This window comes from Glaciecola siphonariae (assembly GCF_042652645.1).
Classification (GTDB): Bacteria; Pseudomonadota; Gammaproteobacteria; order Enterobacterales; family Alteromonadaceae; genus Glaciecola; species Glaciecola siphonariae.
Genome location: NZ_JBHSGU010000002.1, coordinates 1,276,453 through 1,298,002, shown reverse-complemented (window position 1 = coordinate 1,298,002; position 21,550 = coordinate 1,276,453). Strand labels below are relative to the sequence as shown.

General features: G+C 46.0%; 21 protein-coding genes. 19 read left to right on the top strand and 2 right to left on the bottom strand.

Annotated elements, in window-relative coordinates; all coding sequences use genetic code 11:
* The first annotated feature begins 181 nt into the window (after positions 1-181).
* From ACFO4O_RS07180 to ACFO4O_RS07090, 19 genes are all read left to right on the top strand, one after another.
* Positions 182-1,657, top strand: a complete 1,476-nt coding sequence (locus tag ACFO4O_RS07180; protein ID WP_382406913.1) for a sigma-54 dependent transcriptional regulator — start codon at positions 182-184, stop codon at positions 1,655-1,657.
* Between the two features lie 137 nt (positions 1,658-1,794).
* Entirely contained in the window at positions 1,795-3,117 is a 1,323-nt protein-coding gene (locus tag ACFO4O_RS07175; RefSeq protein ID WP_382406911.1) for a sensor histidine kinase, read from the top strand.
* Entirely contained in the window at positions 3,114-4,475 is a 1,362-nt protein-coding gene (locus tag ACFO4O_RS07170) for a sigma-54-dependent transcriptional regulator (protein WP_382406909.1), read from the top strand. Before ACFO4O_RS07175 ends, ACFO4O_RS07170 begins: the two co-directional genes overlap by 4 nt.
* A 225-nt stretch (positions 4,476-4,700) precedes the next feature.
* The gene (gene fliE, locus ACFO4O_RS07165) at positions 4,701-5,027 is read left to right on the top strand and encodes a flagellar hook-basal body complex protein FliE (protein ID WP_382408261.1); all 327 of its coding nucleotides are present in this window, start codon (positions 4,701-4,703) and stop codon (positions 5,025-5,027) included.
* Between the two features lie 15 nt (positions 5,028-5,042).
* Positions 5,043-6,743 (top strand): flagellar basal-body MS-ring/collar protein FliF, encoded by a 1,701-nt coding sequence (fliF, locus tag ACFO4O_RS07160; protein WP_382406907.1) that lies wholly within the window; start codon positions 5,043-5,045, stop codon positions 6,741-6,743.
* Positions 6,744-6,749: 6 nt separating this feature from the next.
* Positions 6,750-7,799 (top strand): flagellar motor switch protein FliG, encoded by a 1,050-nt coding sequence (gene fliG, locus ACFO4O_RS07155; RefSeq protein ID WP_382406905.1) that lies wholly within the window; start codon positions 6,750-6,752, stop codon positions 7,797-7,799.
* Positions 7,799-8,629, top strand: coding sequence for a flagellar assembly protein FliH (fliH, locus tag ACFO4O_RS07150; protein WP_382406903.1), 831 nt, complete (start codon positions 7,799-7,801; stop codon positions 8,627-8,629). Before fliG ends, fliH begins: the two co-directional genes overlap by 1 nt.
* The gene (gene fliI, locus ACFO4O_RS07145; RefSeq protein WP_382406901.1) at positions 8,610-9,983 is read left to right on the top strand and encodes a flagellar protein export ATPase FliI; all 1,374 of its coding nucleotides are present in this window, start codon (positions 8,610-8,612) and stop codon (positions 9,981-9,983) included. Before fliH ends, fliI begins: the two co-directional genes overlap by 20 nt.
* Entirely contained in the window at positions 9,984-10,436 is a 453-nt protein-coding gene (fliJ, locus tag ACFO4O_RS07140) for a flagellar export protein FliJ (RefSeq protein ID WP_382406899.1), read from the top strand.
* Between the two features lie 128 nt (positions 10,437-10,564).
* Positions 10,565-12,874, top strand: a complete 2,310-nt coding sequence (locus tag ACFO4O_RS07135) for a flagellar hook-length control protein FliK (RefSeq protein ID WP_382406897.1) — start codon at positions 10,565-10,567, stop codon at positions 12,872-12,874.
* Between the two features lie 48 nt (positions 12,875-12,922).
* Positions 12,923-13,438 (top strand): flagellar basal body-associated protein FliL, encoded by a 516-nt coding sequence (fliL, locus tag ACFO4O_RS07130; protein ID WP_382406895.1) that lies wholly within the window; start codon positions 12,923-12,925, stop codon positions 13,436-13,438.
* Positions 13,439-13,470: 32 nt separating this feature from the next.
* Positions 13,471-14,550: a flagellar motor switch protein FliM gene (gene fliM / locus ACFO4O_RS07125; protein WP_382406893.1), complete on the top strand. Its 1,080-nt coding sequence runs from the start codon at positions 13,471-13,473 to the stop codon at positions 14,548-14,550.
* A gap of 14 nt (positions 14,551-14,564) precedes the next feature.
* The gene (gene fliN, locus ACFO4O_RS07120; RefSeq protein ID WP_382406891.1) at positions 14,565-14,957 is read left to right on the top strand and encodes a flagellar motor switch protein FliN; all 393 of its coding nucleotides are present in this window, start codon (positions 14,565-14,567) and stop codon (positions 14,955-14,957) included.
* Positions 14,917-15,423, top strand: a complete 507-nt coding sequence (gene fliO, locus ACFO4O_RS07115) for a flagellar biosynthetic protein FliO (RefSeq protein ID WP_382406889.1) — start codon at positions 14,917-14,919, stop codon at positions 15,421-15,423. Before fliN ends, fliO begins: the two co-directional genes overlap by 41 nt.
* A 53-nt stretch (positions 15,424-15,476) precedes the next feature.
* Positions 15,477-16,202 (top strand): flagellar type III secretion system pore protein FliP, encoded by a 726-nt coding sequence (fliP, locus tag ACFO4O_RS07110; protein ID WP_382408259.1) that lies wholly within the window; start codon positions 15,477-15,479, stop codon positions 16,200-16,202.
* A gap of 1 nt (position 16,203) precedes the next feature.
* Positions 16,204-16,473, top strand: coding sequence for a flagellar biosynthesis protein FliQ (gene fliQ / locus ACFO4O_RS07105; RefSeq protein ID WP_382406887.1), 270 nt, complete (start codon positions 16,204-16,206; stop codon positions 16,471-16,473).
* Positions 16,474-16,475: 2 nt separating this feature from the next.
* On the top strand, positions 16,476-17,252 hold the full coding sequence (gene fliR, locus ACFO4O_RS07100; RefSeq protein ID WP_382406885.1) for a flagellar biosynthetic protein FliR: 777 nt from the start codon (positions 16,476-16,478) through the stop codon (positions 17,250-17,252).
* Positions 17,253-17,259: 7 nt separating this feature from the next.
* Positions 17,260-18,393 carry a flagellar biosynthesis protein FlhB gene (gene flhB, locus ACFO4O_RS07095; RefSeq protein WP_382406883.1) on the top strand — a complete coding sequence of 378 codons (1,134 nt, stop codon included), beginning with the start codon at positions 17,260-17,262 and terminating at the stop codon, positions 18,391-18,393.
* Positions 18,394-18,557: 164 nt separating this feature from the next.
* Positions 18,558-19,118, top strand: a complete 561-nt coding sequence (locus ACFO4O_RS07090) for a hypothetical protein (protein ID WP_382406881.1) — start codon at positions 18,558-18,560, stop codon at positions 19,116-19,118.
* Between the two features lie 57 nt (positions 19,119-19,175).
* On the opposite strand, the gene ACFO4O_RS07085 is transcribed toward ACFO4O_RS07090, so the two are convergent.
* Entirely contained in the window at positions 19,176-19,601 is a 426-nt protein-coding gene (locus tag ACFO4O_RS07085) for a hypothetical protein (protein WP_382406879.1), read from the bottom strand.
* 3 nt (positions 19,602-19,604) lie between these two features.
* Positions 19,605-21,203 carry a S41 family peptidase gene (locus ACFO4O_RS07080; RefSeq protein WP_382406877.1) on the bottom strand — a complete coding sequence of 533 codons (1,599 nt, stop codon included), beginning with the start codon at positions 21,201-21,203 and terminating at the stop codon, positions 19,605-19,607.
* Positions 21,204-21,550 lie beyond the last annotated feature (347 nt).

The window sequence follows — 21,550 nt, the reverse complement described above, 5'->3', positions numbered from 1 at the left end:
GCCCGTGTATGAATTCACAGCGGCTTAAAAACTGGTCCTTTGCACGTCAACGAAATATCGGTTAGCAGCAAAGCGTAAACTTACAAAGCCTTAATCAAATGTATTTATTTGTGTCATTAAAGCCATGTTTTCGGTAATATCTAGCGCTCAAACAACACAATAATGGAAAAATTCAGCGGCTATGAGTGATATTTTAATTATAAGCGACAATCAAACTCGCATAGATTATCTCAACACCATCCTGACTTTTTTAGGCGAAAATTGCCGTTTTTGTACTTATGCTAATGCGATTGAAGCATTCGGCAAAGGTGATAACTGGTCTGCTGTGCTTATTGATGGCGAAACGCCAGAGCTCGCAGAAGACATTATTGAAAAATTCCCAGAAACGCCGTTTATCAATGTGGGTTTTCAACTCAGCGGTGAGCGTAGCTTTAAAAATTTGATGGGTTCACTGTTTGAGCCAATCACTTATCCAAATCTAAACGAACTTTTGCAAAAAAGTAGCGATTACTACACGGCAAACCGCCCGCTTGACGCGCTGGTATCAGGCAAAACCAAGCTATTTAGAAGCCTAGTGGGTAACAGCGCCGGTATCACTGAGGTGCGCGAACTTATTGAACAGGTTGCGCCGGTTGAGGCGAATGTACTTATTCTCGGTGAGTCAGGCACGGGTAAAGAGGTGATTGCGCGTAACGTTCACTATATGTCTAAGCGTCAAAAAGGCCCGTTTGTGCCGGTTAACTGTGGCGCAATTCCTGGTGACTTGCTTGAAAGCGAATTATTTGGTCATGAGAAAGGTGCATTTACCGGCGCGGTAAGCGCGCGTAAAGGTCGCTTTGAAATGGCAGAAGGCGGAACGCTCTTTTTAGATGAAATTGGCGATATGCCGCTACAAATGCAGGTAAAGCTGTTGCGAGTGTTGCAAGAGCGTATTTTCGAGCGAGTAGGCGGCACTAAAACACTGCAGTGCGATGTGCGTATAATTGCAGCGACCCACCGAAACCTTGAAGGTATGATTGCCGACGGCAGTTTCCGAGAGGATTTGTTCTATCGATTAAATGTATTTCCTATAGAGTCGCCCGGATTGCGCGAGCGTGCGCAAGACATTCCCTTGTTGTTGCAAGAGCTAGCGTCTCGCTTAGAAGGCAGCAAGCAAAATTCTGTGCGCTTTACCCAAGAGGCAATGCGCTCGTTAATGGCGCACTCGTGGCCGGGCAACGTAAGAGAGCTTTCAAACCTCGTTGAGCGACTTTCAATATTGCACCCTAAGCAGGTCATCGACATTGAGCATTTGCCGCACAAATATCAATACGACGAAGATGGCCAGCAGCAACCGCTGGCCGCGGTCAAGCAAGATGAGAACGCCGAGCGCGATGCGATAAACGCGATGTTCAAGTATGCCGAGGCAAACCCAGTTAGCACCGAAACGCATTTACCAGTTGCTGCCGACACTACCTTGCCAAACGATGGGGTCAACTTAAAAGAATATCTGTCGGATTTAGAAATCAGCTTAATTCGTCAAGCGCTCGATAAGCAAGACTGGGTAGTGGCAAGAGCGGCAGACCAGCTTGGTATGCGCCGAACCACCTTAGTCGAAAAAATGCGTAAGTACGAAATTGCGCGTCATAAAGAAGTAGACGACACTACTTCAATCTAAAAAAAACGCCGTCATTTTGACAATAAGTTGACGGCGTCAAAATTTCCATTCTCCCTAAGCTCCTGATTTTATTAACATAAAAACTGGCATATTCGATGCATTACTCATGAAAAACAGTCATATGAGTATCGCAGTATATGTCCACATTATCATTTAGTTCCAAGGCCGAAGGCCAAACACGTCCCACAGTAAAATACCGCATGGTATCTTCTATTCGCGACGTCTACGCTAAACGCACCGCCTTATCTGCCAATCAAGTCAGCGCTGGAAAAGAAGCGGCTGCTGAAGCACGCATCGATGAGGAAAATGATAATGCTGGCCTTGCAAGCGATTGCGCGCAGCAACAATTAAATCCAAATAGATTTTCTCACCTGTTGTCGGTGATGCCTGCTGGCGTGGTAGTTATTGACCATCGCGGAGTCGTTAGCTTAGCTAATAAGCAAGCAAGTATTTTGTTAGAAGAACCGCTCGAGGGTGAGTTATGGCGAGACGTCATAGCCCGTGCATTTAGACCGCAGGCCGATGACGGTCACGAAGTATCGATGCGTAACGGCAAGCGCGTAAAAATTGACATCTCTCCCTTAACCGAAGAAAAGGGTCAGTTGATAGTCATTACCGACCTCACCGAAACGCGAGAGCTACAGCATCGCCTCGGGCACATGCAGCGCTTGTCTTCATTGGGTAAAATGGTCGCCTCGTTAGCGCATCAGGTAAGGACGCCGCTATCATCTGCCATGCTGTATGCGGAAAATATCAAAAGTGTACAGCCAGCTCAAAGCACGACCGCACGTTTCAGCGAAAAACTTATCATGCGCTTGAAAGACTTGGAGTCACAGGTCAATGACATGCTCATGTTTGCAAAAAGCGGCGACAATCAAATTGTAAAATCGATGCGAGCAGGTGATGTGACTCAGGCGAGTATTCAAAGCTTGGAGGCGCAGTTTGCGCAAGCGAAGGTCAATTTAGAGGTGGTCAACACCGATAAGGATGCGCCCTTGTTATGCAATATTACTGCATTGTCAGGCGCTGTTAGCAACCTGCTGAGCAATGCCTTGCAGGCTGTAACACTGGCTCCCAAAAAGCAGCATAAAGTCACTCTGCACGTTAGCCGGCAAACCGTAGAAGACAAACAGTATGTGAAATTTTGCGTAAGTGATAGCGGACCTGGTATTGAACCTAGCGCTATTGGGCGCATATTCGAGCCTTTTTATACCACTAAATCACAAGGCACGGGCCTAGGCCTAGCCGTTGTTAATACAGTGGCCAAATCACACAAGGGTTTTGTGCACTGTGAAAACGTTCACAGCGAAAACAATGACAGCCAACACGACATTCTAGGCGCTGCATTTTCAATATCAGTGCCGGTTACGCCATTGATGAACATGCCAGCAGCCAATCTTAATATGGTCGAGGCATCCGTCCCTGCTAACGAAGCATTTAATCAAGGAGTCAGCGCATGACCAAAACAAAAGTACTCATTGTAGAAGATGATCACGGCCTTAGAGAGGCATTAGTCGATACTCTTCTGTTAGGTGGTTATCAGGTTACGCCTGTTGAAAGCGCTGAATCGGCTATGGTGAAGCTCTCAAAGGCCGAATTTGACTTGATTGTTAGCGATATTCAAATGCAGGGCATGGACGGCTTATCTTTGCTTAAAAGTGTAAAGGCCAAATATCCAAAACTGCCGATGATTTTGATGACCGCTTACGCCAACATAAACGACGCAATTCAAGCCATGCGCGATGGCGCAACCGATTATCTATCTAAGCCCTTTGCGCCTCAAGTTTTACTTAATTTAGTGGGCCGCTATGCCCCTGCGCAAAAAGTAGAGTCAACTCAACCGATTGTGGCAGATGAAACAAGCATTAATATGCTGAGCCTCGCGCGCAAGGTCGCAAAGTCGGACGCGACGGTAATGGTATTAGGGCCAAGTGGTTCGGGTAAAGAGGTTATCTCTCGTTATATTCATGACCAATCCTCACGTAGCGAATGCCCCTTTGTAGCTATCAACTGCGCTGCCATTCCAGAGAATATGTTAGAGGCTACATTGTTCGGTTACGAAAAAGGCGCGTTTACCGGTGCCATCCAAGCCTGTCCAGGTAAATTTGAGCAGGCTCAAGAGGGCACCATACTGCTTGATGAAATCACCGAAATGGATATGGCCTTGCAGTCTAAGCTTTTAAGAGTATTGCAAGAGCGTGAGGTTGAGCGCTTAGGCGCACGCAAAACAATATCTTTAAACGTTCGCGTCATTGCAACCAGTAACCGTGATTTAAAAGAGGCGGTTGCCCAAGGTAAGTTTAGAGAAGATTTATATTATCGACTTAACGTATTTCCGATTACATGGTTGCCGCTAGCCCAGCGCAAAGGCGATATCGTTCCACTGGCCAATCATCTGATTGCAAGACACAGCCAAGCACAAAAACTGCCTATTGCCAGCTTAAGTGCCAGTGCCCAGCACAAGCTTTTAAATCACACTTGGCCTGGCAATGTGCGCGAGCTTGAAAATGTTATTCAAAGAGCCCTGATTCTTGCTGAAAACGCAGAAATCGACGCGTCAGATTTATTGATTGAAGTAACAAGCGGCATGAGTGAGGTAACTCACCCGCAATATTTTGCTCAAGTTGAAGCGGAAGATTCCGATAACAAGTTACTAGGGTCAGAGCTGAAATACCAAGAGCATCAAATTATTTTAGATGCACTACAAGCATATAACGGCAAGCGTAAAGACGTTGCCGAGAAGCTTGGTATTAGTCCACGAACCCTGCGCTATAAGCTCGCGAAAATGCGTGAGTCGGGCATTGAAGTGCCTAATTAGCGACCGATTTTGTAAGCAGAATGATACGGATATCACTCCCTATTACCGTCCACATGTTGGGCGGTTTTTTTTTGCATCACGTGTTCAGTACCATGCAAACACTTGCCTAAGATTGCCCTCATTTAACGACAAGTATTGCCACTGTGGCAATATCTGGCATTTTTATTGCAAACTCACCGTCAAATAGTCTTTAAGCAACAAAAAACTGACGGTCGAGGTCTTCTGATGGACGTAAAAGCAAACTCTCTATACCAAGAAATGCAAATGATGGCGATGCAGGCCGGTGCCGGTCCCGCGCCTGTGCAGCGTATGGAAGTGAATCCTGCTGGCAGCGAATTTTCAGACATGCTTAGCCAAGCGATTAATAATGTAAACGGCCTGCAGGGTGAGTCGCGAGAGCTGCAAAAACGCTTTGAAATGGGCGACCCCGATTTAAGTCTAGTCGATGTAATGGTGGCAAAAGAGAAATCAGGCATTGCCTTTGAAGCAACGGTTCAGGTGCGTAACAAGTTACTTGAAGCTTATAAAACCATCATGAATATGCCGGTATAAAAAAGGAAGTAAATTGTGGCTGAATCAGCAAGTACCGAATTAGCAATTTCTGACGACATCAGTGAAAGAGAAGTCTCTGATGGTCGAAAGAACCCTGTTTTGGAATCATTGAGCAACGCCGAGACAATTCGTCAAATGACGATGATTGTTACTTTGGTGATTTGTGTCGCTATCGCTATTTTTATCTTCTTATGGTCAAAAGAGCCTACCTACCGACCGCTGGCGCAAATGCCGACGCAAGAGATGATTGAAACGCTCGATTATCTTGACCAAAACCAAGTGAAGTACAAAATTGAAGGCAACACTATTTTTGTTGTTGATACCGAGTTTAAAGACATTCGCATGGGCATGGTTCGCCAGGGGATCAGTGCACAGGAATCCGGCGGTTCCGATATTATCATGCAGGACATGGGTTTTGGTGTTAGCCAACGTGTGGAGATGGAGCGCTTAAAGCATGCTCGTGAGCAGATGATTGCTCGTACTATCGAAGACATGAAAACGGTAAGTAAGGCGCGGGTGCTTCTTGCCATACCTAAAGAAAACGTATTCGCACGTAAAGAAAAACAAGCCAGCGCAACGGTAGTGGTAACGCCAACACGCGGGTCATTTTTATCGGGTGAAGAAGTCGACGCCATTGTTGATATTGTTGGCTCTGCTGTGCAGGGAATGGAGCCAAGTCGCGTAACCGTTACCGACAGTAACGGACGCCTACTAAACTCAGGCTCGCAAGATTCAATGAGTGCTCGCGCTCGTAAAGAATATGAAATTGAGAAAAAGCGTGAAGATGAGTATTTGCAAAAGATAGACTCAATTTTAATTCCCGTTTTAGGCATCGGCAACTACACCGCTCAAGCTGATGTGAGCATGGATTTTACCGCTGTGGAACAAACCCAGCGCCGCTACAACCCTGATTTGCCTGCCGTGCGCAGTGAAATGATTTCAGAACAAAACAGCGTGGGTGCCGTCATTGCAGGCATTCCGGGCGCCTTAACTAATCAACCTCCGCTAGATGCTAATATTCCAGAGCAAGCCCAAGGTGGTAATGGCAACGGGCAGCCTGTTCCCGGTAACTCTAGCAAAGAGTCTACGCGAAACTATGAGCTTGACACCACCATTAGTCATACCAAACAGCAAACGGGCGTCATCAGGCGTTTGAGCGTGTCGGTAGCGGTAGACCATTTATCTAGTACAAACGCTGAAGGCGAGACCGTGTCTACGCCTATGTCGCAGCAAGAGCTATTAAATATTCGTCGTTTGTTACAAGGCGGGATTGGTTTTGACGTGACCCGTGGTGATTCTCTTGAAGTTGTGAGCATTCCGTTTAATCGTATGGACGTAGGTGAAGTTGTTGAGCCTTCGTTTTGGCAGCAAGACTTTTTTATGCCGATTTTAAAATTAGTCGTTGGGGCGATAGTGATCATCGTGCTTATTTTGGCCGTGGTTAGACCGATGCTCAAACGTTTGATTTTCCCAGAGGCAGACATGACCGAATTGAGCACGGATGAAGATATTGAGCTTGATTTAGGCGACGAAACTATGAGCATGCTCAGCGAAGATTTTGATGAAACGAAGGTTGGATTTGCTGCAGATGGCTCACTCACCTTGCCGAATCTGAATAAAGACGAAGACATCTTAAAAGTAGTAAGGGCGCTAGTAGCCAATGAACCAGAGTTATCTGCGCAGGTGGTGCGTGGCTGGCTATTAGAAGACGAGTAAACACACATGGCAGAGAATACAGAATTACAAACCACAGAGGCAGCGCCGGCTTATGACGTGAGCAAACTCGACGGCATCGAAAAAGCCGCAATTTTGCTACTGAGTTTGTCTGAAGACGACGCTGCTGAAATCTTAAAATTCATGCAGCCCAAGCAAGTGCAAGCATTAGGTTCGGCGATGGCTGCTATGGATGACATGACTCAAGCCAAGATTAATTCAGTGCACAAGCACTTTATCGAAGAAATTCAAAATTATTCAACCATTGGCTTTAAGAGTGAAGATTTTGTGCGCCGAACGCTTACCACCGCCCTTGGTGAAGACAAGGCTGCGCATTTACTTGACCAAATTTTGGCCGGCGCAGGTGCGAAGGGTCTCGAGTCCCTTAAGTGGATGGATTCTAAGCAAGTGGCAAATATTATTCGCAATGAGCATCCTCAAATTCAAACCATTGTTATGTCGTATTTAGAGCCCGAACAGTCTGCTGAGATTATGGCGCAGTTCCCTGAAAAGGTTCGTTTAGATCTGCTGATGCGTGTGGCTAACCTTGAAGAAGTGCAGCCGGCGGCACTACAAGAGCTAAATGAAATTATGGAGAAACAGTTTGCCGGACAAGCTGGCGCCCAGGCGGCGAAGATGGGCGGCCTGAAATCTGCAGCGAATATCATGAATTACCTAGATACCAATATTGAAGCGCAGCTGATGGATGCTATTCGTGAACAAGACGAAGAAATGTCCCAGCAAATCCAAGACTTGATGTTTGTATTTGATAACTTGATTGACGTCGACGACAGAGGCATTCAAGCGATATTGCGTGAAGTACAGCAAGAGTCGCTAATGAAAGCGATTAAAGGAGCTGATGAAGAGCTTCGTAATAAAATAACAGGCAATATGTCAAAACGTGCAGCCGAGATGCTAATTGATGACATGGAAGCTATGGGTCCGGTTCGCTTAAGTGAAGTGGAAACCGCACAAAAAGAAATTTTGTCGATTGCACGTCGTCTTGCCGATGCCGGTGAGATTGTGTTGAGTGGCGGTGGCGGTGAAGAGTTTGTTTAATGCAGCCTAACAAAAGCAATATAAACTCGCCTGAACCTGAAGATTTTTCGCAGGCAAAGCGCTGGGATTTACCAAGTGTTGATGACGAACAAGAGCGTTTACGCATTGAGCAAGAAGCGCAGACCAATGCATTTAACCGACCCATCGGGAAGTGGAAATTTGAAGCCCCTGAACAAGACGATGAACAAGAGCAAGACTTATCGCCATTAACCGCTCAAGAAATTGAAGAAATTCGCAAAGCTGCGTTTGACGAAGGCCTTGCTGCGGGGCATGAGGAAGGTTTTGCAAAAGGGCGAGAAGAAGGTCTTGAAAGCGGAAAAGCTGAAGGACTTGAGCTTGGTAAACAAGAGGGATTTGAGCTTAGCAAGGGGGAAAATGATGCGCATGCGAAGACACATCTTGATGCTATTGAAAATATTCTCAAAAGTCTTGAATCACCCTTAGCGAAGGTCGATAAAGAGGTACAAAACGAGCTTGTGATTTTGGCTGTTAGCTTGGCTAAAGCGGTGCTCAAAGTAGAAGTGACTCAGTCTACCGACAGCCTTTTACAAGTCATACATGAAAGCCTCGCCGTATTACCGGTTCAGGAGCAACACTATCAAATACACCTGCACGCAGATGACGTAGCCGCATTAGAGGCTCATCTTGGTGAGCAAACGATACAAAATAACCGTTGGCAGCTAGTTAGTCAGGCTGATATGGAGCGCGGAGGCTGCAAAATAGTGAGTCAGTCCAATGCGGTGGATATGTCAATTGCACGACGTTGCGAGCAAGTATTTGAACAAATTTTATTAAACCAAGGCCTAGCAGATGACCCACGCTCTGCTTGATTCGCTGCAAAAAATTCGCACATCCCTGCCTCAGAGCCGTCCGGTTGCCTCAGGTAAGCTCGTGCGCGGTGTTGGTTTGACGCTTGAAGCGATTGGTTGTCAAATTCCAATTGGTGGGCGTTGCCGTGTGCAGACCATGAACGGAAAAGTAGAAGCTGAGGTAGTGGGCTTTGCCAACGACATTACCTATTTAATGCCGGTAGAATCGATTAAGGGCATAGTACCAGGTTCACTGGTTGAGCCCATCTCGCATGATGCTGGTTTAGGCGTTGGTGAGGGGCTTTTAGGGCGAGTAATTGACGGCAATGGTGAACCTCTCGATGGCAAAGGCCCCATTGCGCATGATAAACGTGTGTCTACGCAGCCTGCGCCTATTAATCCACTGCAACGCAAACCTGTATCTGAACCCCTTGATGTTGGGGTGAGAGCCATTAACTCAATTTTAACCGTAGGCAAAGGTCAAAGAATGGGCCTGTTTGCAGGCTCCGGCGTGGGTAAAAGTGTATTGATGGGCATGATGACCCGCGGCACCAATGCTGATGTTGTTGTGGTGGGCTTAATTGGTGAGCGCGGTCGTGAAGTAAAAGAATTTATTGAAGATATTCTAAGTGAAGACGAGCGCGGGCGAGCTGTTGTTGTAGCGGCGCCTGCCGACACGTCGCCGCTTATGCGATTAAAAGGCAGTGAAACGGCCATTACCATTGCTGAATATTTTAGAGACCAAGGCAAAAATGTATTGCTGCTTATGGATTCGCTAACCCGCTATGCAATGGCGCAGCGCGAGATTGCCTTGGCAGTTGGCGAGCCACCTGCCACTAAAGGTTATCCGCCCTCGGTATTTGCCAAGCTTCCGGCACTAGTGGAGCGGGCGGGCAATGGCAACCAATATCAAGGCTCGATTACTGCATTTTATACCGTTCTAACAGAAGGCGATGATCTTCAAGATCCCATCGCTGACTCTGCTCGCGCTATTTTAGACGGTCATATTGTACTTTCTCGTGCTTTAGCTGAGTCTGGTCATTATCCTGCAATTGACATTGAGGCGTCTATTTCGCGAGTCATGCCGCAGGTGGTAACCAGCGAACACGAGCAAAACGCTCGCAGTATTAAACGGGTTTATTCCGCCTACCAGCAGAACAAGGACCTTATTAATCTGGGCGCATATGCTCGAGGCTCTGACCCAACCATCGACTTGTCTATAGCAGCAGCGCCTGCGATAAACGCTTTCTTACAGCAGAGCACTAAGCAAATTATTAGCTTTGAACAAGGCTCTGAATCGTTACAAACCCTCGGTCAAGGTTTACGAGAGGCAGGACAAAGCCAAGCAGAACAGCAAACACAAGGCAGGGGCTAGATGGCGAGCATTAAGCAACTCACATTAGTCGCAAACCTCGAAAAAGATAAAGAGCAAGCCTTAGCCAAACAATACCAGCAGGCAAAACAGCATTTATTTGATAATCAGCAAAAGCTCAGCAGTCTTGAGCAATATCGTCTTGACTATATGAACTTGATCAAGAAAAAAGCAAGTGAAGGCTTAGCTGCAAAGGCATTGATTCAGCATCAGAGCTTTGTGGGAAAACTCGACCGCGCATGCGAACAGCAAATAAATGTGATTAACCAAGCTACCTTGGTTAGCCAGCAGCGAAAAACGCAGTGGTTAGCGCAGCAAACAAAAGCGCAAGCTATTGTAAAACTTATTGAAAAACAATCACGCATACAAAACACGCTTGCGGCGAAGCAAGAACAAAAAATGTTTGATGAACTTGCCAGCATGTCATTATTAAAAAGAGCAAAATCAACCATTTAGACGAATTTTCGCAATTGGTACGGCATTTGCAAAATCCCTCTTAAGTTTATATCAATTACCTCTGAAACGTATAAAAAACGTTGTATTTACAGTGGTTTACATAAATTCAAAACTAGGACACCTTTGTTATGATGCAACAAGTTGCCACCTCATCATCAAAACTTGCCGCAAATGCGCTGCCTTTCGATACGTCATCTGAAAACCTATATTCAAAAGACGGTATAGCAGGGCTAGATAGCCCGCGTAGTGCATTTGAAAAAGCGTTTGTGACGGCAGAACAGGGGGCTTTTGCTAAAGAGAAAGGCCGCGATGATGCAAAACTGCGTGTAAAAGAGCGAGCATTCACCCAACCCGTTGAACGCCCGAGTCAGCCAAACAATCACGCTGACGATGCAGTGTCGCAGGCTAGGCAGCGTTCATCAGACGAAGTTGCTCAGACCAACAAGGCCGAGCAATCCGAGTCTCATGCAAATGCTGATACTCAAACATCATCCCATAACAATACACGCTCGGCATCTTCGGAGGATAATCGCGATATTCATGGGGAAGTGAATCAAAATGACGCGCAAGACAGCGCTGATAAAATTACGCCCCTCAAAAATAGCGAAGTCTCAGACGATGCTGCAGACTTATCGGCAAAGATAGGTGAACTAGCAGATAGTGCAGCAGAGAACACCGCAGAGAACACCGCCCAGAACGCTTCACCCCATGTCACAGACCTTATTGGTAGTTTTAGGCCTGAGGTAATTCTAGAGTCTGACACCTCAAGTGAATTTGATTACATTGATTTTGTAACCGAGATGCAGGCTTTAAGCGATACTGATAGCCTTGACAGTGAAAATTTATCGGCCGCTATCGCAGAGCAGACAAACGAATCTCTGGCAACGCTTAACTTAAGCCAAGACGAGCTTCAGGTTATTTTAGATGCACAAAATGCAGATGTGGACTTAAAAAGTAACCTAAGTGAAGAGCAACTCGCCAAACTTAATGATGTTATCAACCGAATGCTCGGGCAATATCATGAGCAAACTAAAACAGCTAATGAGCTCACCAATAATGCTAACGATAGCGGTGAACTTGATGCAGAGCTCCTACAGACATTATTGTCGCGAGGACATGGCGTTGACTCAAATGCAGATGTTACTGCGCTTGAAAAATCACAGGTAGACTTGGCAAGTAGCCTAGCTTCAAGTCAAATGAAAGTGGAAGCAAGTGAGGCCTTAACTTCCAAAGAAGTGATCGAGGCTGAAAAATTGGCCACCGATGCCAGTTTGAAAGCCGCAGCGTTAGAGGCTAGTGCATCCGAAGAACTTGCCACAGCGCAGAATCAGTTGCTGCCGCAAGAAACAAAACATCAAGTGGACCCGCTGTCCAACAGCACAGATGACAGTCTTCAGAGTGCTTTATCAGGTGTTTCTGGCTTGGCTCAAACTGCCGATGAGGCTACAACGGCTTCGAATAAGGCCTCACAGCTAGGTCAAGCTGTGACTGAGCCTAAATCGGACGCTATTACACCAATTAAAGTAAAACCAAACGGCGATGATGCCAGCGAATCGGTCAAGCAATTGGCGCTGTTAGACGAGCGCTCACAAACCAATATCATTGAAAACATAAAGTCTCGGGTCGAAAAATTTGCGGCTGATTTATCGGGCGACAATGCCAAGGGCAGTGAATTTGTTGCGGCGATGCAATCCGGCTTGAAGGAATTCAAAGAGCAGCTACAGAGCGGACGTGAGCCAGGAATTGATTTAAAAGCACTGGTTTCTGACGCAATCGCAAAAGCCAACGTCGAAATCCCAACACAAAATCAGCCAAAAGTTGACAGTGCGCTTACGCAGTTTGCTGGAATTTTGAATCTTGCTAACTCTGTTAATCAGTCGGCTCAGGCGCAGTCTCATCAGCTTTTTGGGCTCACCGAAGCACAATTGGTAAAAGAATCTAATGTTTTGCACGCAGAAGGTACGAAACTTGCTCAACAGACTCCAAGCAACTTTGACAAAGCGGTAAACATCTTTAAGCCAGAAGGTCAGCAGCAGTTAGCTGAAAAGGTGAGATGGATGGTAAATGCTCGTAATCCAGCGGCGGAAATTCGTTTAGACCCGCCAGAGCTTGGGGCAATGCAAATTAAAGTGAATATGACGGCTGATGCAGCAGCGGTGAGCTTTACCGTACAGTCGGCGCAAGCGAAAGACGCATTAGACCAAGCCTTGCCTAAATTGCGAGATATGTTGCAGGAGCAAGGCATTGAGTTAGGGCAGTCATCAGTTGAGCAGCAGGCTTCTGGACAGTCAGATACGCAAGACAATCCAAGCTCAAATGCATCCTCGCGCAGCGCCGCGCAGGTAGATGCAGGTGATGAAATGCAAGACGCATCATCGCAGGTGATTGAGCAGCGTGTTGCAGGCTCAAGTTTGGGCGGCATTGATTACTACGCTTAAGTTGCAAACTTAATTTATATATAACAAACAACATAACAGGATTTAGCCATGGCAGAGCCAGATTTAGAAGCACCAGATGCTGGTAAAAAGAAAAGTAAACTGATGCTAGTGATCATCGTGGCTGTAGTAGTGCTTGGCGGCGGTGGAGCAGGCGCATATTTCTTTTTATTCGCGGGTGATGATGGACAAGCCGCGAGTCTAGAGCAGGGCGATTCTGCTCAGCTTGCCGTGAAAAATGATTCGGGCAAAGCGATGTATGTAGCGATGCCTCGGCCCTTTCAATTCAACGCGCCGGGGATCACGCGTGAGCGTCTGGTACAAATAGACGTGCAATTGATGGTGCGCGGACAAGAAAACGAAGAACTGGCGAAACGCCATATCCCGATGATTGAAGGCACGCTACTGCGCGTGTTTAGCACCTCGAATGCCGATGATTTAGTAACAGAAGCTGGAAAAACTGAGTTGCGTACTAAATCAACATCACAGGTAAGGCAGGTAATGAACGACCTTGAGAAGAGCGCGGTAGTAGAAGAAGTGCTGTTTACCGGCTTTGTTATTCAATAACGATGTCATTGAGCCAATAAGCGAGAAGTAAAGTGAGCGATTTATTATCACAAGACGAAATTGACGCGCTATTACACGGTGTTGATGATGTTGAAGAGGAAGAAGTCGAAGAGGTCGAGAACGATGGCTCCGCCCTCGAGTATGACTTTTCGTCGCAAGATAGAATTGTGCGCGGGCGAATGCCCACGCTTGAAATCGTAAATGAGCGGTTTGCGCGGCACATGCGCATCAGTTTATTTAACATGATGCGTCGTAGCGCCGAGGTGTCGATAAACGGCATTCAGATGATTAAGTTCGGCGAGTATATACATACCTTATTTGTACCCACTAGCTTAAATATGGTGAGGTTTAGACCGCTAAAAGGCACCGGCTTAATAACCATGGAGGCTCGACTTGTCTTTATTATGGTGGATAACTTCTTTGGTGGCGACGGCAGATACCACGCCAAGATTGAGGGCCGAGAGTTTACGCCAACAGAGCGGCGCATTATTCAGATGCTGCTCAAACTAATTTTTGAAGATTATAAAGAAGCGTGGGCACCTGTGATGGATGTCTCGTTTGAATATTTGGATTCAGAGGTGAATCCCGCGATGGCAAATATCGTATCGCCATCAGAAGTGGTTGTAATTAGTTCGTTTCATATTGAGTTAGATGGCGGCGGCGGTGATTTTCACGTGTCTTTGCCGTATGCAATGCTTGAACCCATCAGGGATACGCTTGATGCAGGCGTACAAACCGATAAAGAAGATACCGACTTTAGATGGAGCAAAGCGCTGCGCGACGAAATAATGGATGTAAAAGTGGGACTGTCGACGCATTTCTTAGACGTAGAAGTCACTCTAGAACAGCTAATGAACTACAAAGATGGCGATATCATTCCTATCAATATGCCCAAAACAGTGACGCTGTCGGTAGAAGACTTACCGACCTTCAGAGCTAAAATGGGTAAATCGCGCGACTGCGTCGCGCTGCAAATAGCGAACAAAATTCCGCGTCCGGTGTCGGTTAAATCTGAACTGAATTCCTTTACCAAGGGCGGGAAGAAAATTGACAGTGATTCAGAATTACAGGTGCTTGAAGAAGATTTGTTAGGCATCTTAGAGAAACAATAAAAGAGGGTTTAGATATGAGTGAAGAAGGTGATGGCTTAGACGCATGGGGTGAGGCAATGGCCGAGCAAGCAGAATCAGAGGCATCTGAGGTAGAAACCGCAGAGCTTGATGAGCTGACCGAAGATAAACCCATGACCGACGAGCAAGAGAGCAAACTGGATACAATTTTAGATATTCCAGTGACGATTTCTATGGAAGTAGGTCGAACTAATATTAGCATCAGAAATTTATTACAGTTAAATCAAGGGTCTGTAGTTGAATTAGACCGCGTTGCCGGAGAGCCATTAGATGTTTTAGTAAATGGCACGTTGATTGCTCATGGAGAGGTAGTGGTCATCAACGATAAATTCGGTATCCGGTTAACAGATGTTATTAGTCAAGTCGAGAGAATCAAAAAGCTTAAGTAGCTATAAACTTAAAACCTTCATAAAAACAGGGTGTTATGCCCTGTTCTTATCTTCCCTTTGGGTACCTGCTCAGGCCCAAGAGACAAGTTCTGAGTTTGGCGGCGCGTCTTCATTTATCTCAATATTCCTATCACTACTATTAGTGATCGCCATTATTTTTGCGCTCGCGTTTATCATGCGACGGTTTACTGTCACTCAAGCCGGAAACGGTCAGATGAAAGTAGTAGCAAGCCTTATGGCGGGTAGCAAAGAGAAAATCATGGTGATAGAGGTTGGCGACGAGCAGCACCTGCTCGGTGTTACCGCCCACAATATTAATCATTTAGCGACGCTCAATACGCCACTTGAAAGCAGCAGTAAAGCATTGCCCTTAGAAGGTAAGGCGGGCTTTCAACAGACCTTAGTGCGCGCTATGGCACAAACCATTACCGGCAAAAAGCTTGATGCAAATGGGAGTAAGCCCTGATGCGCATGCTTTTAAAACCCTCTTTAATACTTAAACTCGCCATAGCAGTTGCCATGTTAATTGGCGTAAATTTCGACGTGCTTGCACAGCAAAGCGGTATTTCGGCGGTTACGGTAACGACTAACAACGACGGCTCGCAAGAATACTCTATGACCCTGCAAGCGCTCTTTATCATGACTGCGCTGAGTTTGATTCCAGCCTTTGTGATGATGATGACCTCGTTCGCGCGGATTATTATTGTGCTGTCGATATTGCGCCAAGCAATTGGTTTGCAGCAATCCCCATCAAACCAAATTTTAATTGGCATTAGCTTATTTTTATCGATGTTTATTATGGCCCCGGTGTTTGAGCAAATGAACGAGAAGGCTTTGCAGCCTTACTTAAACGAAGAGATGACATCAATTCAGGCGTTTGAGCAAGCAAAAGAGCCTATGCGTCAGTTTATGTTGAGCCAGACGCGTGTTACCGACCTTGACACCTTTATTCGCATTGGTGGCTATGAAGGTCAGTTTGATTCACCCGAGCAAGTGCCGCTTACCGTGCTCATACCTGCTTTTGTGACAAGCGAGCTTAAAACCGCTTTTCAGATTGGATTTATGCTGTTTATTCCATTTTTGATTCTGGATTTAGTGGTTGCGTCGATACTGATGGCAATGGGTATGATGATGCTCTCTCCTATGATTGTGTCGCTCCCGTTCAAACTGATGTTGTTTGTTTTGGTAGACGGTTGGAATCTTATTTTAGGAACCTTAGCGAATAGCTTTGGTATGGGAGTCTGACATGAGTCCAGAGGCCTTTGTTGAAATTATGCGCGACGCGATGCTCTTAATCATAGTAATTGTAAGCGCGCTAATTGTGCCAGGTTTGTTAATTGGCTTGGTAGTAGCGGTATTTCAAGCTGCGACGTCGATTAATGAACAAACCATGAGCTTCTTGCCTAGGCTGCTGGTGACCTTGATGGCACTGAGTTTTTTGGGCAATTGGTTGGTGACCAAAATGATGGATTTCACCAATAATATCGTACTCAGTATTCCCTCGGTGATTGGTTAATAATGGATTTGCTCAGCAGTTCAATCATGGAGCTCATTGGCAACTACATGTTGTCATTTATGCGCATTTCCGGATTGTTTATCGCAATGGTGGGCATTAGTGCACGCACAGTGCCGCCTCAAGTGCGTAACCTGCTGGCGATTTTGCTTACCCTAATGATTGTGCCCATGCTGCCAGCAGTGCCGGTCAAAGAAATTGTGTCGTTGGGCACCTTTTTTGAAATTTTAAAGCAACTGCTAGTGGGGATAGGCATTGGTTTTATCTCCATGATGGTGATTGATACCTTTGTGCTGGCTGGACAAATTATTGCAATGCAAACCGGCTTAGGCTTCGCGTCAATTGTTGACCCGGTAAACGGGGTTAACGTGACCACAATAGGTCAGTTTTATTTAATATTAGCCACGCTCATATTTTGGACGGTAGACGGACATTTGCTGTTGATTAATATGATAGTGATTAGCTTTGACGCCTTTCCTATTGACGGGCCCTGGTGGACAGGCGAGCAGTTTAGACTGATTGCACATTGGGCAGGATGGATGTTTGTGTCTGCAGTAACCATTGCACTTGCACCAATTGTATCTCTGCTCATTGTAAATCTTGCCTTTGGTGTAATGACAAAAGCTGCACCTCAACTGAATATCTTCAGCCTTGGTTTTGCTATTGCGCAAATCACCGGCTTAATCATTATCTGGATCACGCTTTCAAACCAGATGTTTCACTTCAATGCCCAGTGGCTTAGAGCACAAGAGTTTATGTGCAAGCTGCTGTTAACCTGCTGAGTTTAAGATGGCTGAAAATAAAGACGCGCAGGAAAAAACAGAAGAACCGACGTCCAAAAAACTCGACGATGCCCGAAAGAAAGGGCAGATTGCGCGATCCAAAGAATTGTCGACCGCGCTTGTATTGCTAGCAAGTGCCGTTGCATTGATTGCTATAGGCTCCTTTATTGCCGAGGCAATGTATACCATTACCAAGCGTAGTTTTACGCTTTCGCGTGACGAAACCTATGACCTTAATCATATGTTCCAAATCCTTGAAATGTCGGTGATGGAGAGTGCATGGCCGCTGATGTCTTTTATGGTCATTTCGATGATTGGCGGTATTTACGGCAGCATTGCGATGGGCGGCTACAACTTCAGTTGGGAAGCCGCAGGGCCTAAAGCAAGCAAGCTTTCACCCATTAGCGGTTTTAAACGAATGTTAGGTAAAGACGCCCTTGTTGAACTGCTAAAAGGGATTGCAAAGGTGGTGGTAGTGATGTTTATGACCTATATCGCCTTGCTTGTGTTTAAAGATGAGGCGCTGCATTTAGACGTTGAGCTCTATCCCTTAAATCTGTTCCACGCGATGAATATGATTGAATGGGCATTTTTGCTTTTATGTGCAGCGATGATCCCCATTGCCCTAATTGACGTGCCTTATCAAAGCTACAAACACAACGAAGAAATGAAAATGACGCTGCAAGAAGTCAAAGACGAGCGCAAAAACTCAGAGGGTGACCCTCAGGTTAAAAGTCGCGTGCGTCGCCTGCAGTATCAAGCCGCAGCTAACCGAATGATGCAAGACGTGCCGCAGGCCGATGTCATTGTCACTAACCCGACACACTATTCGGTTGCCATTCAATATGAGCAAGATGGCTCTCGTGCACCGGTAGTGCTGGCTAAAGGCCTTGATGAGCTGGCCATGCATATTCGTAAAATTGGTAAAGCACACGATGTGCCCATTGTGGAGTCTCCTGCATTAGCGCGTGCTATTTACTACTCAACAGAAGTCAATCATGAAGTGCCGCAGAAGCTCTTTATGGCAGTGGCTCAAATATTGGCGTACGTTTATCAGTTAAAAGCGTATAAATCGGGCAAAGGAAAACGCCCCAAATCGCTGAAGAAAGACCTGCCAATCCCACCAGAGCTTAGACGCTAGTAAGCGGTAGGTGGCAATCCTTAATGACGGCGGCTGTCAAACCTGACCTTTGAGACAGTGGCAGTAATATAGATATCATTCTATATTAATTAAAAAACACGCAGGCGCAAATTGCGCTTGGTGTTTAGACTACCGACTTTTCGCCATTAAACAGGATGTTTATTATGATTAAATCTATTTTTTTAGTCGCTTCACTAAGCGCTGCTATCAGTTTACATGCTTCTGCGTCTGCTCCTACTGATGCACAAACACCCATTATTCAATACGACAACGAAGGAAACGTTGAGGTAGTAGAAGTGCAGGGCGTGCGTCCTATCTATCAGTATCGTGAATTTCGTAATCAAAAGCGAATTGCCTTTATGAATCATTTTAATGAGGTGGTGAGCCACCCAGATTTTAAGTTTCGCTGTGAGCGCAAACAAAAAGTCGCCTCTCGAATGAAACATGAAGTGTGTAAAAACGAATTTCAGTGGCAAATTGAAGATGAAATCAAGGAAAGACAGGTGCGAGAGGGCAATATGTTCGATGCGTTTGCAGTCAGTCAGTTGGGCAATAAAGAGGCGGATAAGAAACGAGAAGAGCTTGTAATAGAGATTCAAACACTTCTGGACAAAGACTCACAGTTGAAAGGCAAATACATCGAATTTAAAGTTGCTGACTTAACTTATAAAAAAATGCACAAAGCCACATATGGCGTTTTGAGCGGCTACGACGACGGGCAATAGCGCTTCTATTTATCTAATCGCTACGTTATCGCTACGTTGCCGCTATGTCATCGCGTTTTATTCGCAGCGAACGTTTTTTGAAAGCCACAAAAGACTGTCGCTTTGTTCATGCAGCAAAGCGCATCTACCCTCGTATTTTTTGAGATAAAAGCGCTGACCTGAACCCACTAGCTTACCGTCCTCAATGCGCGGCACGTCGCGGTCGTTGATTGCTTGTCCGCGATTGTTTAAGCGGTTTTGTGAGCTAAGCACTACATCGGAGCGTTTCATAAACACGTCATCAGCAAGCCTGATCTTCTGCCCGTTAAAAAGCGGTGCGATGGCGTCTTGCACGGCCACAACATTGCTGGCATCTTGCTCAACAAAACGAGCATCAACCATCGCAGATGTGTCATCTGGCGTAGGTTGATTGGAGGTGTTGTAGCATGCAGTCAGTGCACATGCACTGACTAACAATACGAACGAATGCGAAGGTTTACGCACGGTTTAGTTCGCTCTCTTTTTAATAATCGTTCTGTCATCATTAACAATAGACTCTATAAAGCGATTAGGTGCAGCAATAGCCGGGCCGGTCCCTTGTTGCAAGGAGTCGATATCGCTTTGGGGGCTAGCAAGACCTTCTGGACAAGTGCCGTTTTCAGCAAAATACAGTGCGGCGCCGAGCATGGCTTCATCAGGTGAACCTAATGCTTGAGTAAAGTCATCTGCTACCGAACATCCTCTCACTTCATCATCAAATACGGGGCTTGCGACCGGTGAAAACCCGTCTGCATAGTCGCCAAAGCCCTTCTCATTTACGCCTTGCAGTTGGATGGTAAAGTAAGTCGTCCCGCAGTTATCTTCAGGAAAAAAGCCAAAGGGTTTACCGCAGGTGGTATCGCCAATCAAAATGACCTCTACATCAATTCCGCGTAGGCCATTTATAAGAGACTCACTTGCAGAACAGGTATTGTCTGACGACAGCACAAATACGCGAGTGAGCGCAGGGCTGGGCAACGTATTATCCGTAAAGAAACCGTTCACATAGTCGATTTCGCGGTCGTAAAAGGGGATGGGGTCGGGCGCTGAACGTTTTGAATTATATAAAATGCGCTCAAAGTCGCTATTATTCGTCTGATTTGGCCCAGCGACCATATAGGCAATTTGTGAAGACAGCGCAAGCGAACCGCCGCCGTTGTAGCGTAAATCAATTACCAGCTCACTCACGTTTTCATCAACAAATCGTTGAAAAGCATCAATCAGGTCACCCTGCGCAGGGGTGATAAAGGTATTGAACTGCATATAACCTACGCGACCAACATTGGTGCTTAAAATGCTGACGTTTTGAACTGGGCTTAATTCAATATTAGCGGAAGTTAAATCAACGCTGAATAGCTCGCCGTTTAAATCCTCAAACTCGAAGGTATAAGATGCGCCTGGGTCGCTTGGGAAAAGCGCCGCATTTATCGTGTCGATTTCATTATCGTTTTCGGTGTTAACAAAATCTATATTGTTAATACGCTTGAGGCTAGCGCCTCTAGAAATTTGCGCTGCGGCTGCAGGAGAGTCAGGTTCGGTGTAGCGCACAATCAATTCACGCGGCGCGCGCAACGAAACAAACTCCCATTTGATGCCATATTCAGAGCTAGTGCCAACTTGGGTGCGCTCATTGTATTCATCTGTTGGCTCGCTAAAATGAAAATTGTCTTTAAGCTTGCCAGACGCGGTACGAGCGTCTGTCTTTAACTGGTCAAAGTAAGCGGCAACGGTAAAGTTGGCAGGATTGTTGTCAGGTACTTCGTCAAACCACAAATACGTTTCATCAGTCCATGAGCGCAGCCATAATTTTTCGGTCAGTGCTGAGCCGGCTACGTCAGGATAAGGCAGGCCGCTTATAGGGTCATTGCCGGTACGAACGCTTGCACATCGTGCTGCAAAATTGGCGCTGGGCTCGTATACACCTGGCTGCCAAGTTGGGCCAGAGGCTACCGGCGGTGTAGGCTGTCGAGGTTGCGTTGGGGTATTGCTGCCGCCGCCACCACATCCAGCGAGCGTAAATATAAAAAATCCAATGGCAAGTGGTGCTTTAATTTTGATGTGTGTCATAAGCGCTGATATCTACTGCTGTAAGTTATAAGGTGGGCTCCTATCACAATCTTAATGATTTAAGATATCAGCGTAATGCTGTTGAGCCATGATTTATACAATGTGTTTACTGTTGTTAGAGTGTTAACGACCAACAAAGTGCAGACTTAAATCTTCTAAAAAAACGAATAATCATGTTGGCTCAGAGTATACCAGAGCCCTGATTTGCCATCCAACGCTTTGAATACTTGTGTTATTTCAGCCATTTCAGCCATTTATGCACCGGTTTGCCTCACTATTTAATAGCAATATTCATTACGTACGACATACTGGCACGTAAGTTGTAACAGCCGCTGTTAAGTATCCTT